Genomic DNA, 16,189 nt, shown 5'->3' on the forward strand with positions numbered 1-16,189 from the left:
CGAGGCTGGTTTCGGCTTTAGCCGAAATCAAACGAAAATGCCTGCGCGAAGCGCATTCAAATGGCATTTTCTCTGATTTCATGTTAAGAGATTTCTCTCTTTAAGTTCATCCCGTTCAGAACTCACTAGCTTAGCTTGTTCTGTCCGTTATTCTTTACTGCGAATAAATTCGCTTGACCTCTTTGGTCGCTGAAAAATTCAAATTTCTTAGAATCTTCAGGGTCTGTGTATTAATCGATCTTTGATTTTCAAGGTTCTTATCACTTGTTTATCAGAACTGGTGTTCCGCATCGCTCAAGTGCTCAGTTATAATAACAATTCAAAATGCGGATGTCAAACACTTTTTTAATTTTTTTTAGATGTTCCCATACATGTACAATTTCATACTAAAACATCGCATTACACACAAGCTGGTGCATAATACGACGTTATCTATCACGCCCTGAATGACTGCTGAAGATTCCGTAGGTACCTTCCATTAAAATACGTAAGGACGCTTTTTTTACTGTATGGCTGCGCGAAACGATTCTTTATCGGCTTTTTTATTTCCTGGCAGTAAGTTATCTACTCACTTCTTATAATACTTTTTCAAGTGTCCGTCAAAAAACTGAATCATCAGTGCCTTGGTACTGTCCTGAAAAAATTCCCGTGTACCGTGTCCCGCATGAGGAATCATATAGTAGCTGACCTTGTCTTCCATTCCTGCTTCTACTATCTTCTTATATAGAATCTCACTTGATACCTCCGCAGGCACGATAGGATCATTATCTCCGTGCAAAAGCATCATAGGCACCATCTTTTCATTAACAAAATTTGTAACAGATGCCTTCTCGGCACGCTCCCGAATAGTTACAGGATCACCGCCTATAAGTGCTCCTCCGTGAGTATCCTCTATCCTGTGCCATCTGAAATTCGGGTCAGAGAACTTTTTCATCTCCATATCCATATTTGCGCCAATGTCTACAGGTCCGAACATATCGATAGCAGCCTGCACTTCCGATGAATACTCACTGTATTCTTCTGTATCATATCCAGGAAGATTCATGGCAGCAAATGCCGCAAGATGTCCCCCCGCAGATCGTCCGAATATACCTATATTGTCCGGATCAATATCATATTTCTCAGCATTGGCACGGATAAATCGAATTGCAGTCTTTACATCCTGTATCTGGCATGGCCACTTTCCGAGGGATGAATTTCTGTAGTCTACACTTACAACCGCATATCCTGCATTGACAAACTCACTCATTTCCCCAAGCATCAGATTCTTGTCTGCACCGCGCCATCCGCCTCCGGGAATAAAGAAAAGTGCCGGCTTCCGTGTATAGTCAGCCTTTGGATCATCGGCTCCTGCCGCAAGACGCATCTCGGCATTACCGTTCTGTACCATCACAGAAAGTTTGAGTTCTAAAGCATTACCCTCCAGATCCCTGACATGTGAATAAACTATATTGTCAAACAGGTTTATTGTCTTTTTTTCCACTCCGGGATAAAAATAACTTTTCATATTTTCTCCTGATTCTGTTCATATTATTTAGTTCATTTTTTAAACTTCAAAAGTGCCAAGTCTTCATCGAAAACCCGGCACATATTTTTTTGTGGGAACGTCAGCCCTTAACGCATTGGAAAAACTTTAGCTATCCCTGATTGTCAGGGCTGACTATACAAATAAGTATTAGGAATATATCGGGAAAAACATTGTGGCGCTGACTATCAGTGACACCACTTCAATGACAAACAGCGGAAGTGTGAACTTAAGTGTCTGACCGACATTAAAGTTGCCTGTTCCAAAAGCTATCATACTTCCTGCACAGCCTGTAGGAAGTACAAATGCCATCCATGATGAGGCTGCCGTTACTAGGACAACGGTCTGAACATTAAATCCACCCGCAAGAGCTGTAGATGCCGCTATCGGAATCATAAGTGCCATGGTTCCCATATTTGATAGGAAGTTTGTCATTACAGAAGTAACTATACAGAATACGGCTATTACAAACATGGGCGCAGGATGTCCGCCAAGTATATTGAGGACTGTCTGTCCGATGAGCTCGCCCACTCCTGTATTTCCAAGAATGGTTGATACTGCTGACATTCCGGCAATGAGGAATATCATATCGCTGCAGATTGTCTTTTGGACATCTTCCAGATTAATGACTCCTGTCAGCATAAGGGCAAGGACACCTGCCACAGGTATAATATTCTGAACTTCTTTTGAGATTACGTCAGAAAGGAAGAATGCCGCCATGATAACCGCAAATACCATAAAGACAACTGTTTCATGCTTCTTTGAAAGAACCTTTACTTCCTTAACATTAACCTCTTCCTTTTTCATATCAGAGTCAGGTATGAGTTTTACTCCTGCCACGCAGTATATTAGTCCGAGCATTACGGGAATGAATGCCACCTTAAAATAATCTGCGATTCCGATGGCATATTCCGGGGCAACACCCTCAAAAAATGCATTGATTGTACCCGGCATGGTCGCTCCCATTGCTACAGGAATCTTTGAAGTCCAAAGGGTGTTGATGGTACAAACTGCCATCAAAGCCTTTGCCGGAGTTACCTCGGCATCATCCTGCAGTGTCTGGACAAACAGAAGCATGATGGATATGCATGCAACCTGTCCCATGAACTGGGAAAGGCCCAATGTTACAAGTGCCAATGTTATGAGCACCAGTATTTCACCTTTTCCCTGCATCTTATACATCAGGTTTTTAAGCCGCTGGACAACCGATGTCTTTGATAACTGGGTAGCAACAACTATCATTGCCGCAACCATAATTGCTGTAGAGCTGGAAAAACCGGAAAATGCTGTTTTGATATCCGAAACTCCTGTAAGTACAAATGCTGTACAACAGATCATAGCCGTCAGGCCATATGGCAGTTTATGTGTCAGAAGCATTACCACCATAAAGGCAAGTATGCATAAAGTAATAACTATTTGAGTGTTCATTATCTCCTCCAGATAGACATTTATTTTTTAATGCATCACGTAAAGTTCCGAACTTTTGATAGTAGTATTCTACTTTATGTATTTTCTTGAAAACAGTAGCCCAAGCCTATATAATCTATAAGAAAAAACTATACATCTCATATGCCAATGCCAGTACTATATGATGTTAGCGTTGCAATTAAGTATAGGACCTCTTTAGGTTCACATTTACTCCCACAATCAAACAAAATAATGGATATCAAAGAACTTATATATATTACAACAATAGCAAAAGAAAAGAACCTTTCCAGAGCAGGAAAGGTCCTGGGTGTTTCCCAGCCAACTTTAAGTGCATTTCTTTCAGGTCTGGAGGATCGTCTGGAAACCGATCTTTTCTATAGAGAGAAGAAGGAGCTGATTCCAAGCCCGGCCGGAAAAATCTATCTTGAAGCTGCCGAAAAGATCATTGCCTTAAAGGAACATACATATCTGTCTATACACCGTCTCAGCACCACCGAATCGAAGATTCTGCGCATCGCAGCCTCACCTCTTCGGGGTTCATCGATGTTTGGAACAGTTTACACTGCCTTTTCGAAACGGTTTCCCGACATTCGTCTGGAACTCAAAGAAGCTTATATGAGTTCCATCCTGAATTTAGTGGCTGATGGCAGTGTCGACTTCGGTCTCGGAGCTTTCGCAGATTCAGAAAGCGACCGTTTTGACTACATAACAACCTCTCTCGAAGAAATTGTTATCGCTGCTCCGGCTTACTATCGCGAACTTCTGAATGTACCGGAAGAGCTCCCAATAACCAATGCGGATCCCCGTTCAGTTTTGAATTCGCTCCCCTCTGTTCCCATATCATGCTTCAAAGATTCTGCATTTGTAAGGCTCAGTAAAGGCAATGCCATACGCATTGTTTCCGACGGCATCCTTGCATCTCAAGGTATCAATCCCCTTAATGCCTACGAATCCGGCAACAACCTGATAATCGAAAACATGGTGAGACAGGGAGTAGGTGTGGGATTTCTTCCGGCCACAAGAATTGGCACAGGTCAAAAAAATATAGCATTTTTTCGTACAGATCCGAAATACTATGTGAATCTGGGAATCATTCTAAAGAAAGGCACCGAGGTTTCAGAAGCAATACGGTACTTTGCCTTTCTTGCATACCAGGCAGACCGGAAAACCAGAATTTACCACGCTCCCACAGGAAGCGAACCCATGTCTTCCATAATAAAGGAGTTCTCTGAATAACCTTTTCACTATATCTGAAGGAGCCTTCCCCCAATGAATACAAAACTGCTTGAATGCATCATAACCGTATCCCAGGAACGGTCTCAGTCAAGAGCTGCTGTGAAGCTCAATATATCCCAATCCGCACTGTCACAGCAGATAAAAAAGGTTGAGAACGACATAGGAACCCCGCTTTTCTATAAAGAAAAAAACGAACTCTTTCTAACCGATGCCGGAAAGATCTACATTAACGGTGCACAGGGCGCCCTCAATATCTACAAACATGCCCTCAGGGATATCAGTAAAGTCCGCAGCAGAAAAAACAAGGAAATAACATTTGTTTACACAAAGGGTCTGCTGAAGGACCTTCCGGGGGTTCTGACCGAATTCCGGAAGATTCATCCCGACATATACATTAACACACTTTACGGCACCGCCGCTTCCGCCAAGGATTACCTGTCAAACGGCATTGCCGATTTTGCCATAACAGCCACAAGCGACCTTTCCAATACGCTGCTCAGTTATATTCCTCTGAGAACTACTGAGCTTGAGCTCGCTCTGCCCTATGGTCACCCCATGATCAATCGTTTCCGAAAAGAAGGAGTATCTTTTGAATGTCTTTCCGAAGACATTTTCATACTTCCGCCTAATGAAACGGTGGCCCGACAGCTCAGTTCAAGAATCTTTCAGCAAAACAGATTCATTCCCAGATCCATTCGCGAAGTCAGCGAAATAGAATCTGCCATCGAACTTATGCTCAGCGGAAACGGTATATGCTTTGTGCCAAAATTCCATGAAGCAAATAACCGGTATGTTGCTTTCTCCTTAGTACCCGGCGCGGTTTACCATATAGTGATCACTTATCCGAAAAGCAAAATCATCAGTGCCGCATTGAAGGACCTTCTCATGATACTGATGAGAACATATGACAGTTATATAAAATAGCAGGATTCAGCAAAAGTACCCCAAGGACTTAACATCAGAATATGACATGATGCGAGTTTTACTCTATCCGGATAAATCACAAAAAAAGGGCGGCCCATCACATGATGAGTCGCCTGTTCTACCTTATTCCGCCGCTTATCACTCTTTCGAGATGGTAATGTTTCTCAGGAATTTGTCCAGCCTCTCTGAGATGGAATTATGAGGATATATGTATCTTACTTCTCTATAACTCCGCAATACTCGTATCCTGCTTCTTCAATGGCAGCCTTGATCAGTGTCTCATCAACATCCTTTGAATTTGTGATGGTTACAAGATTGTCTGCATGTGATGCTGCTGCACTCTCGATACCGTCAATAGCCTCCAGAGCCTTCTTTACATGAGCCTCACAATGTCCGCACATCATTCCCTTAACTGTAATCTTCATTTCCTTTGTTTCCTTTCCAATTTCATCATTTGTTTTTTCTTTATCTGCTTCAACTCGAGACACTGTATTTTCCCGGTCTTCTGTTGTTGATGCCTGCTGTATCAGATTTCCCTTTACTGCATTTTTTATCTCTCTGTCCTTTGAACCATCATACGGCTTTATCCAGTTGAGGCGAAGAGCATTGGACACTACGCAGAAGCTTGACAAGCCCATAGCCGCAGCGCCGAATATAGGATTCAGGGTCCATCCGAAGGCGGCTACATAACAGCCCGCCGCAAGAGGAATTCCCAAAACATTGTAGAAAAATGCCCAGAAAAGATTCTCATGGATATTTCTCAATGTACTTCTCGATATCCTGATAGCCGCAGCAACATCCTTGATGCTGTTCTTCATGAGAACAACATCCGCCGCATCTATGGCAACATCTGTTCCTGCTCCGATGGCTATTCCGAGATTTGCTGAAGTAAGCGCCGGCGCATCATTGATACCGTCTCCAACCATTGTGACCATCCCATGCTCCATCAGCTTCCTGACAACCGCTTCCTTGCCATCCGGTTTAACTGAAGCGACCACCTCGTCTACGCCTGCCTGCTTCGCAATAGCTGCCGCTGTGACCTCATTATCTCCGGTGAGCATAACCACATGGATTCCCAGCTTCTTCAGCTCAGAGATGGCTTCAGGTGAATCTTCTTTAATTATATCCGATACTCCGATGATTCCGAGAAGCTTATCAGCCTTTGCTATGAGGATCGGTGTCTTTCCTTCCTTTGCCAATGCTTCTATCTCACGCTTTGTATCATCCGTAAGCCCGCCAACAACTCCGGATATGTATTTGGCACTTCCTCCGAAGATTTCATCTGCCCCAAGTCTCGCCTTAAGTCCATTGCCTGACAATGCTTCAAACTCAGTTGTCTCCAAAAGAGCCACATTCTTTTCGCCGGCATATTCTGTGACAGCCTTAGAAATAGGATGCTCGCTCTTTGACTCAAGCGCATATGCCACGCCGAGAAGCTCGCCTTCACTGATACCCTCAGACGGAACAAGATTTGTCACCTTCATTTCACCGGTCGTGATAGTTCCGGTCTTATCGAGGGCAACTATCTGAGTTTTTCCTGCCTGTTCAAGAGATGCGGCTGTTTTAAACAGTATTCCGGTCTTTGCTGCAATACCGTTTCCAACCATTATAGCAACAGGAGTTGCAAGCCCGAGAGCGCAAGGGCAGCTGATCACGAGAACTGATACCGCCCTAGCCATAGCATATCCAAAGCTCTGTCCCGCCAGAAGCCATGCAAAAAACGTGATAAGCGATATACCGATGACCACCGGAACAAAAACTCCCGAGACCTTATCTGCGATCTTTGCGATAGGTGCCTTTGTTGCCGCTGCATCACTCACCATCTTTATGATGGCCGAAAGGGTCGTGTCCTCACCGACCCTCGATGCCTCGCACACCATGTATCCTGATGTGTTGATGGTTGCCGCATAGACCTTTTCACCCGGAGCCTTTTCCACCGGAAGGCTCTCTCCTGTCAAAGCTGATTCATTGACAGCACTCTCGCCTTCCCTTACGATGCCATCCACCGGTATACTGTCTCCGGGTCTCACCACAAACCTGTCTCCGACCTTCACGTCTTCGATAGGCACTTTGATTTCTGCCCCGTCACGAAGGACTACCGCCGTCTTCGGAGAAAGATCCATAAGCCCCTTGAGAGCATTGGTGGTTTTTCCCTTTGACCTCGCCTCCAGCATCTTACCTACTGTTATGAGCGTAAGGATAGTCGCCGCTGCCTCGAAATAGAACTGATTCATGTAGTAAATAACCAGATCCTTGTCGTCAGCAAGAACAGCCCATGTCATGGCGAAAAGGGCAAATACGCTATATGCGTAGGACGCCGTTGATCCCAATGCCACCAACGTATCCATATTTGGAGAACCGTGAATGAGTCCTTTAAATCCGCTTATAAAAAACTTCTGGTTGATCACCATGATAAATCCGGAAAGCAAAAGCTGATAAAGACCCATGGCAACGTGATTTCCATCCAGAAATCCCGGAAGTGGCCAATCCCAAAGCATATGTCCCATAGACACATATAAAAGCGGAATCAGCAGCACAAGCGATGCCAAAAGTCTCTTCTTCATCTTAGGTGTCTCTGTGTCCTCCAGAGAATCATCCTTGCTTGTCTGAACACTTCCGGCTTCGCCGCCCTTTACACTGGCTCCGTACCCAGCCGCTTCTACTGCGGCTATTATTTCTTCCGGAGACGCCGTACCCTCTACGCCCATTGAATTTGTCAAAAGACTTACAGCGCAGCTCTCTACTCCCTTAACCGAGCTCACCGCCTTCTCCACTCTCGTCTGGCAGGCAGCACAGCTCATTCCTGTTACCTTGTACTGTTCCATATTTTCTCCTCGCCTATAAACACTGTTTTATAAAAACCGCTATGCTCAGAATGACACAACAGTTTTCTGTCCTTACAGACATCCATAATGCTATTTGTAAATATATCTAAATTATTTCCCGTGGCGGCTTTTGATATATCTCCGCCATTCGTCTTTGCATATACCCCGTGGGGGTATGCTTTGCAATATCCATATTATCCCCCATGGGGGTATATTGTCAATTGGATTTTACACAATTTTTTATTTTTTTTAGAATACATCCTTTCTCAGACGCATATTTTCTCCGTAGACAATCCGATAAACAGTAAGATCCGTTAAAAAAAGCGCATCCGAGTTTCTATCCCGGATACGCACTTTTTCCATTAAAGCCTGCCTTCTTACATCCTTTTTTCTCACACCTCAAATAGAGACATCATCTTTTTCACGATATGTTCCAGCAGATCTCCTTAAAAAAACATCATGATGCCCGCCCGACATCCTTTGTGATGACCACATCACTTCCAAGTCCCAGTATGTCATGGATCAGAACTGTACCCGATACCACAGGCGCCTTCACCGAACACTTCTTTATCTCCTCCATGGCATCGAAGATCCTGTTTTTAGGTATGGGGGATGTGAGTCTTACGCTCACAAGAGGAAACTCTCCACTCTCCACTCTCACAGATGATGCTATGGTTCGTCTGGGATCCGTAAGCTCCTGAGCCACATACTCCTTTCCCTTCGGGCAGAGATTGCCATTTACGGCAATGACCTCCACCGCTCCTTCCCTTTCTTCATAATCCGCTGTTATCTCACAGCCGTTGGGACATACGATACACGTAAAAGTCCTCTTCATATCAAACTCCATTCCACTGCTTCCATCAGCAGCAAAGTTTTATTTTTAATCAGCTCCAAAAGCTTAATCGGCTCTTTACACAACACAAACCTGAAGGTCTCCGGCGCCACTTTTCACGCCTTCTACATCAAGCTGTACCATTTCCGCAGGCAGAGCCTTTTTCATCTTCCTGGATGCGAGCTCTCTGCCATCCTGCATGACAACTATCTTTACATCCTTCATAGGATGGCTCACCCTCAGGGACAGTCTGAATTTTTCATCACCGCTGACCTTCTGTGGAATCGTGTGATTTATATTTCCGTCATAGTTTAGCTTCACGTCACATTCAGAAAGACTTCCTTCACTTATAAACCTGGCTACATGGTCCGCGAGCTGCTCCGCCTCCATGGACACAAAGTCAACCAGATCATGAACATGAAGCACATTACCTGCTGCAAAGATCCCGGGTACGCTTGTCTGATAATGCTCATCCACCACAGCTCCTCTGGTTCGCTTATCAAGCACCACTCCCGCATCGATAGAAAGCTCATTCTCCGGAAGGAGTCCTACAGAAAGGATCAGGGTATCGCACTCCACATATTCCTCCGTACCCGGAATAGGACGGAACTTTTCATCCACCTTTGAGACGGTAACTCCCTTAAGACGTCTGTCGCCATGAATTTCCGTCACTGTATGGCTCAGGTACAAAGGGATGTTGTAGTCATTGAGACACTGCTCTATATTCCTCGGAAGCCCGGAAGGATATGGCTGCACCTCATAAACAGCTTTCACATGAGCCCCTTCCAGTGTCAGACGCCTCGCCATGATCATGCCAATGTCTCCGGATCCAAGTATCACCACCTCTTTAGCCGGCATCTTGTTGTACAGATTGATGTATGCCTGTGCCACTCCGGCAGTGAAAACTCCCGAAGGACGCTCCCCGGGTATGGCAAGGGCGCCCCTCGTTCTCTCACGACAGCCCATGGTGAGAACCACAGCCTTCGCCTGATATCTGAGAAGTCCGCCCGGTGTAACAACCGTCACTAAACGGTCACCGGTGACATTGGTCACGGCGGCATTCACTATATACGGTATCCCGAGTTCACGAACCTCTGAAATGAATCTGCCTGCATATTCCGGACCGCTGAGCGTCACTCCGAATCTGGTAAGCCCGAAACCGTCATGTATGCACTGACGGAGTATGCCGCCGAGATGCTTTTCACGTTCAACTATAAGGATATCTCTCACACCCTTCTTCCAAAGTTCCACCGCTGCACTGAGTCCCGCAGGGCCTCCTCCAACGATAAGAACATCTATATTTTTAATTTCTTCGCTCATACATTTTCCTCATATATTCGACAATTTATCTCACTGTTCCAAAAAACAACTGCGAGCCCTGCCTGTTATATTCAAGTTCGGTTTCCCTGATGCCGTACTCCTTTTCCAGAAGCTCTGCGATACGCATCTGGCAGTAGCCCCCCTGACATCTTCCCATCATGCTGCGGGTACGGTATTTCACTCCCACCATGGTATGTACCCCGAGAGGATTTCTCACAGCCTCGAGTATCTCTGCCTTGGTCACCTTCTGACATCTGCATATGAGCTCACCGTAATCCGGGTTCCTGCGAATGCACTCGGCCTGTTCTTCCTCACTCATCTCCGCAAATTTCTTTATGCCTGTTCTTACAGGTACAAAGCCCGGATTCTCCAAAAGATCCATATGTTCCTTCATCAGTTCTATCACATAGTCAGCGATGGCTACGGATGCAGTAAGTCCCGGTGATTCGATTCCTACCAGATTCACTGCATGAGGCGCAACATCATCCACGATCTCTATCTTGAAATCCTGTATCTTTCCATTCTCGTCTATCCATTTGGGAAGGATACCTGTATAAGTCCTGATGTAATCTCCTCTGTTCACATGAGGCCAGATCTTTGTGGCTTCCTCATACAGATAATCGAGATTCTTCTGCGCAACTCCATACCAGTGAAGATCTTCAGTATCTTCAGCAGTCGGTCCCAGAAGAACATTGCCGTCTGTGGTTACGGAAACATGGATACCCATATATGTGTTGGACGGAACCGTATAAATCGGCATAGGCACAAGCTTTGAAAGCCTATTGTCCAGGATAATGTAGTCGTCCTTGGAGCCTATGATCCTGTTGCCTGTTAATCCCAGCATGTCAGAGATCACTCCGCATCCGAGACCTGCTGCGTTTATAACCCATCTGGTGTGGTATGTTGAAGCGCCAGAAGCATTGAGCTCACCATGCTTAGTGGATACTGTCCATGTATCATCCTCTTCTCTGTGAATGCCTACTACCTCGTTATCGAGGAAATAGCTTACCCCGTTCTGATGGGCATTTTCTGCAAGAGCAATGGTCATCATAAATGGGTCGAGGATTCCCGAGTCAGGCGAATACATGGCGAACTCACCTTCAACTGTGGGAACCAGCTCACGAAGCCTTTCCTTCTCTATGATAGAAAGATGCTTAACACCGTTTTTTTCTCCCTGCTCCATAACCTCATGAAGCCTCGCTCTTTCTTCATCCGTAAAGCCTACCAGAACCTTGCCGCAGCGCTTGAAGCTGAAATCAAGCTCCTCAGCAAGATCCCCCATCATCTGATTGCCTTTAACACAGAGTCGCGCTTTCAGCGAGCCCGGGTCATAGGCAAATCCACCATGGCAGACTCCCGTATTTCTTCCGCTGGTTTCATAACATACATCGAGGTTCTTCTCCAGCACTCCGATCTTCAATCTGTATCTGGAAAGCTGTCTCGCGATGGCCGAACCTACCACCCCACCGCCTATTATCAAAACATCAAATAATTCCATTTTTATCCCCCATGAGTCAAGAGCCGGGTTTGAAAGAACCCGGCCCGTAACTTTCTTCTTTTAATCCTCGTCAGGCTTTACCTTGTAAGGCTCACCATCCATGGTGAAAACGATCTTTCTTATGGACGGATCGTGAGTGTCGTTGAAATCAAAGGCCGACTGAGCCTCACGGAAATCACAAACATGGGATATCTTATGATCAAGGTCTACCTTACCTTCCTTCACGAGGTCTATGACCTCCTGGAACTTTCTGTTCTGAAGTCTGGAGCCTCTGATATCCAGCTCCTTGGATGTGATTCCGAAATTCGTTACTTCTGTAGGGCTTGTGGTGAAGCCCATAGTGATGACACGTCCTGCGTTGCCTGTGACTCCGATAAGAGTTCCGAGGGAATCCTTCGTGCAGGCACAGTCAATGGAAACTGTCGGACCGTAACCATCCGAAGTCACTTCCTTAAGCCGCTCTGCGAAATTCTCCTTCATGGGATTTATGGCAACATCTGCACCGTTTTCAAGCGCCTCCTGAAGCTTCTCATCGAAGATGTCAGAAACGATTATCTTCTTCGGATGATACAGCTTAACGATGGAAAGCATTCTGGCGCCGAGAGCTCCCTGCCCGTTGATGAGGACTTCATCATCCTCCTTTATTTCCGCCCTTGAACATGCCTGAACCGCAATGGTGGTAGGCTCGATGAGAACCGCATCCACATAGCGGAGTCCATCGGGAAGGATGTAGCAATGCTCATCCGGCACAGCTATAAACTCACGATAGCCTCCATCGATATGTACGCCTCTCACCTGCAGATTCTGACATACATTAGGACGTCCGTGTCTGCAGGCGTAACAATGTCCGCAGGCTGTGACCTGATCTATGATGACCCTATCCCCCACTTTGACTTTCTTCGCTGTGGGGCCACACTGAACCACTTCTCCGACGATCTCATGACCGATGATCCTCGGATAAGTAGCCGCCGCATTTGTTCCATGATATATACCTGCATCTGATCCGCAAAGACCCGATGCCTTGACCTGTACGAGAACGTTATTCTTCTCGTCTATCTCAGGTTTTGCTTCTTCGACTATCCTGAGATCCTCAGGTTCCATGATACGAACCGCTTTGATCTTTTCCATAATTTCCCTCTTTTCTATTTACCTGAAATGAAGTTCGCAACTCCAACCGACAGTGCCGGAACATAGGTCGTCAGCGCAAGTACAGTGAAGTTTGATATCATGAAGGGGATAAGGGCTATGACATTTTCAGAAAGCTTATTGCCGTTTCCTCCAAGCTCTCTCGAGGTCCTGTCACCTATGGAAGTGGCCGCAAAGAGGCAGACACCTACAGGAGGTGTACATAATCCGAGAACCAGGTTCATTACCACGATGATACCGAACTGTATCGGATCGACTCCGACCGCTGTGGCAAGCTGAAGAAGAACAGGGAACAGAATAAGGATCGCCGCTATGGTCTCCATAAACATTCCTACAAAAACAAGGAAAAGGTTTATGAGGAGCAGGATGATGTACTTGTTGGATGTCAGACTCAGCATGGAATCCGCGATCATGTTAGGGATACGTTCCTTCGTCATGATATAGGCAAAGACATTGGCAAAAGCAACGAGACCCATGATGGCGGATGCGGATGACAGTGTTGCCTTCAGGCAGTCATAGAAAGTTGACAGTGTCAGCTTCTTATAAACAAATGCCGACACTATGGTTCCATAGGCTATACATACGATTGAAGCCTCGGTAGGTGTCATAACACCGCCCATGATGCCGAACAGGATGATGCCAACCATGATGATGGCCCAGATAGCCTCCTTTCCTTCATGAAGGATGGTCTTCATGGAGCTCATCTTATCCCTCTTCGGATAATGGTTCTTTTTGGACTCCCACCAGCAGACGAAGCACATTCCACCGCCCATGAGGACACCCGGAACGATTCCCGCCATGAACATCTTGGACACTGAAAGCCCTGTCATGGTGGCTGCAATGATCATGGGAACAGATGGCGGGATGATAGGTCCCATGCAGGATGATGCCGCTGTTACCGCAACAGAGAACGGTACATCATAGCCCTGCTTGGCCATCATAGGGATCTCAACGCCTCCCAGTGAAACAGTATCTGAAAGAGCCGTTCCTGAAATTCCCGCGAAGACCATTGAAGCCAGAACATTGGCATAGGCAAGACCGCCTGAAAGATGTCCTACTATGGCATCTGCAAACCCAAGGAGCTTATCCGAGATTCCGCCCTGATTCATGAGATTTCCTGCAAATGTAAATCCCGGGATACAGAGGAGGGTGAAGGAATCAAGCCCCGCAAAGAAACGCTGCGCGAACTGGGTTATGGGCATCCCGGATCCGAGGAAATACAGAACCGAAGCGATCCCTAGTGAAAACGCAACGGGAACGCCCACGGCGAGACAGATAACAAATGAAATAAAAAGAACCGCTACCATTATTTTGCCCCTCCCTTCTCTTCAAGCTCTTTCTCCCGACGGATCTCTTCAGGAGTTTTGTTCCAGTCCCTTATCATCATGATGATTCGCAATATCGCACTGAAGGACAGCAGTCCGAACATCAGTATCTGCGAGAAGTAAATGAACTGCATCGGTATCTGCATCGCTGTGGAAACCATGCGGAACTTCATAAAAACAAAGGATGGCTCTGCCTTGAAAAGAATAAAAAGAGATAAGACAAGCATGGCTATGGTGATCACGAAACGGATAACCGTATTCAACTTATGCAGGCCCTTCTCTTCCAGTTTGTCTCTCAAAAACTCAACGTATACAAACTCATCCTTGAGCATCGCTATGCCGCAACCGAAGGCACACATATAGATGAATGTGTATCTCGCCGCCTCTTCTGTCCAGGATGGTGCAGATGGCAAAAGGTTTCTCGCTATGATCTGTATCAGAACACAGGAACAGAAAGTGATGAAAAAACAACTTCCTATGACAGAAAGTACACTTTTGTATACGCTTAAAAATCTGTTAAATGCTTTCATGTCTTATCTCCTAAAAAATCGGCGGCGTAAACTGCCGCCGATCTTTCTTTACTTTTACTTGATCACTTAAGTGCGTCAATTGAATCATAGATAGCCTTCTGGCTGTCTGTTAGTGTAGGAAGCACGCCGTTGATCATGGCATCTGCAAATTCCTGAACGTCTACGTCCACGAACTCCATGCCCTGCTCCTGTAACTGCTTCTCGTACTTCTCCTCGTTCTCAAGGAAAAGCTTATGCTCAACTTCCTGTGCGCGCTTTCCGCCGTCGAGAACCACCTGCTGAAGATCTGCAGGAAGAGCATCGAACTGTGCCTTACCGATACCGATGTATACCCATGCTCTGAGGTGAGCTGTCTTGATGAGATACTTCTGAACCTCATAGAAGGACTGTGTCTCGATCATGGCAAGAGGGTTCTCCTGAGCCTCGATGGTTCCCTGCTGAAGTGATGTGAAAACTTCACTGAGCGCCATAGGTGTTGGCTTTGCACCTGTAGCTTCGAAAGCGGCAACTGTCATAGGTGACTGAGGTGTACGGATCAAAAGGTTCTGCATATCAGCAAGCTTCTCGATCTTCTTGTTTGATGTGATATATCTTGGTCCTCTTGTGAAGTAACCGATAACCTTAAGTCCTGCCTTTTCCATAAGCTCTTCAAAATGCTTGCCCGGCTCACCTGTAAGAACCTTTTCCATCTGCTCATCAGACTGAATGAGGTATGGCATACCGATCATTCCGAGATCAGGCTCATAGGTCTGCATAGACTCACCTGTAAATGTAATATCGCATCCTGACTGCTGAAGGATGGATGTGATCATCTCGATCTCTGAGCCAAGCTGTGAGTTAGGATATATCTCAACTGCAACTCTTCCGTTTGAGTTTTCCTCTACATACTCCTTAAATGCCAGAGCACCCTGATGCCATGAATCTGACTCTGCATTGATATGTCCCAGTGTCAATGTAAATTCAGCCTTTGATGTGTCAGCCGCCGGCTTTTCAGCAGGCGCCTGTGTCTCTGCTGCAGCCTTAGTCTCTGCAGGAGCAGACGCAGCTGTTGTGCTTGTGGTGCTTGAACCTCCGCAGGCAGCAAGTGATGCTGCCATGATTGCGCTCATAACGAGTGCTGTTAATCTTTTTCTCATAATAGACCTCCCTTTGGGTTTGTTTTTTCACGACACAGTAATCACGAAAGCTGTCATGAAATGTATACTAGTAATATTATCTCCTTGCGCCGACCGGCTGTCAATATTTTTTGTGCATATTTTATTTTTAAACGCGTTTACAAGCATAATTAATTGTGCGTTATTACTTTGACAATCATCAATAGCTTAAATTGTTTTATATAATTTGCACTTTTGCATCCTCAAATCTGGTATTCATAAAAGTTATATTCATGATTTAAATCAAACAATATGAGCGTATTAATTAATCCGAAATAACTTTAGTCAAAATTTAATGTAGATGTATACAAATAAGCTTCAAAAACTGTCCATCCGTGCACACACAATCTCATTACTCTCTCTGCAATAAAATAAGTGCAGATGTCAGAGTTAATTTGATATGCTCCCCCCAAGTAGGACACTGAAATATAAAACCTACTTGGGGG

Annotated in this window: 12 protein-coding genes; 2 read left to right on the top strand and 10 right to left on the bottom strand. The window is 45.6% G+C overall.

Going from position 1 to position 16,189, the window contains the following annotated elements:
- Positions 1 to 568 precede the first annotated feature (568 nt).
- A complete protein-coding gene (locus tag BXO88_RS15485; protein ID WP_078038629.1) occupies positions 569 to 1,507 on the bottom strand; it encodes an alpha/beta hydrolase in 939 nt (312 codons plus the stop codon).
- 168 nt (positions 1,508 to 1,675) lie between these two features.
- Positions 1,676 to 2,953 (bottom strand): SLC13 family permease, encoded by a 1,278-nt coding sequence (locus tag BXO88_RS15490; RefSeq protein ID WP_078038630.1) that lies wholly within the window; start codon positions 2,951 to 2,953, stop codon positions 1,676 to 1,678.
- Between the two features lie 231 nt (positions 2,954 to 3,184).
- On the opposite strand from BXO88_RS15490, the gene BXO88_RS15495 reads away from it, so the two are divergent.
- Together BXO88_RS15495 and BXO88_RS15500 are read left to right on the top strand one after the other, a co-directional pair.
- Positions 3,185 to 4,189, top strand: a complete 1,005-nt coding sequence (locus BXO88_RS15495; protein WP_168171748.1) for a LysR family transcriptional regulator — start codon at positions 3,185 to 3,187, stop codon at positions 4,187 to 4,189.
- A gap of 33 nt (positions 4,190 to 4,222) precedes the next feature.
- Positions 4,223 to 5,113, top strand: a complete 891-nt coding sequence (locus BXO88_RS15500) for a LysR family transcriptional regulator (RefSeq protein WP_078038632.1) — start codon at positions 4,223 to 4,225, stop codon at positions 5,111 to 5,113.
- A 215-nt stretch (positions 5,114 to 5,328) separates the two neighbouring features.
- On the opposite strand, the gene BXO88_RS15505 is transcribed toward BXO88_RS15500, so the two are convergent.
- The 8 genes from BXO88_RS15505 to BXO88_RS15540 form a co-directional block, all read right to left on the bottom strand.
- Positions 5,329 to 7,938: a heavy metal translocating P-type ATPase gene (locus tag BXO88_RS15505; RefSeq protein ID WP_078038633.1), complete on the bottom strand. Its 2,610-nt coding sequence runs from the start codon at positions 7,936 to 7,938 to the stop codon at positions 5,329 to 5,331.
- A gap of 457 nt (positions 7,939 to 8,395) precedes the next feature.
- Positions 8,396 to 8,773, bottom strand: coding sequence for a DUF1667 domain-containing protein (locus BXO88_RS15510; RefSeq protein WP_078038638.1), 378 nt, complete (start codon positions 8,771 to 8,773; stop codon positions 8,396 to 8,398).
- Between the two features lie 75 nt (positions 8,774 to 8,848).
- Complete coding sequence (locus BXO88_RS15515) at positions 8,849 to 10,090, bottom strand: NAD(P)/FAD-dependent oxidoreductase (protein ID WP_078038634.1); 1,242 nt, start codon at positions 10,088 to 10,090, stop codon at positions 8,849 to 8,851.
- Positions 10,091 to 10,115: 25 nt separating this feature from the next.
- On the bottom strand, positions 10,116 to 11,588 hold the full coding sequence (locus BXO88_RS15520) for an NAD(P)/FAD-dependent oxidoreductase (RefSeq protein WP_078038635.1): 1,473 nt from the start codon (positions 11,586 to 11,588) through the stop codon (positions 10,116 to 10,118).
- 60 nt (positions 11,589 to 11,648) lie between these two features.
- Positions 11,649 to 12,707, bottom strand: a complete 1,059-nt coding sequence (locus tag BXO88_RS15525) for an alcohol dehydrogenase catalytic domain-containing protein (RefSeq protein ID WP_078038639.1) — start codon at positions 12,705 to 12,707, stop codon at positions 11,649 to 11,651.
- 23 nt (positions 12,708 to 12,730) lie between these two features.
- Positions 12,731 to 14,041 (bottom strand): TRAP transporter large permease, encoded by a 1,311-nt coding sequence (locus tag BXO88_RS15530; RefSeq protein ID WP_078038636.1) that lies wholly within the window; start codon positions 14,039 to 14,041, stop codon positions 12,731 to 12,733.
- Positions 14,041 to 14,589, bottom strand: a complete 549-nt coding sequence (locus tag BXO88_RS15535) for a TRAP transporter small permease (RefSeq protein WP_049932139.1) — start codon at positions 14,587 to 14,589, stop codon at positions 14,041 to 14,043. Before BXO88_RS15535 ends, BXO88_RS15530 begins: the two co-directional genes overlap by 1 nt.
- 62 nt (positions 14,590 to 14,651) lie before the next feature.
- Positions 14,652 to 15,725 (bottom strand): TRAP transporter substrate-binding protein, encoded by a 1,074-nt coding sequence (locus tag BXO88_RS15540; protein ID WP_078038637.1) that lies wholly within the window; start codon positions 15,723 to 15,725, stop codon positions 14,652 to 14,654.
- Between the last annotated feature and the right edge of the window lie 464 nt (positions 15,726 to 16,189).

The sequence above is a fragment of the Oribacterium sp. C9 genome (assembly GCF_002007235.1).
Classification (GTDB): domain Bacteria; phylum Bacillota; class Clostridia; order Lachnospirales; family Lachnospiraceae; genus Oribacterium.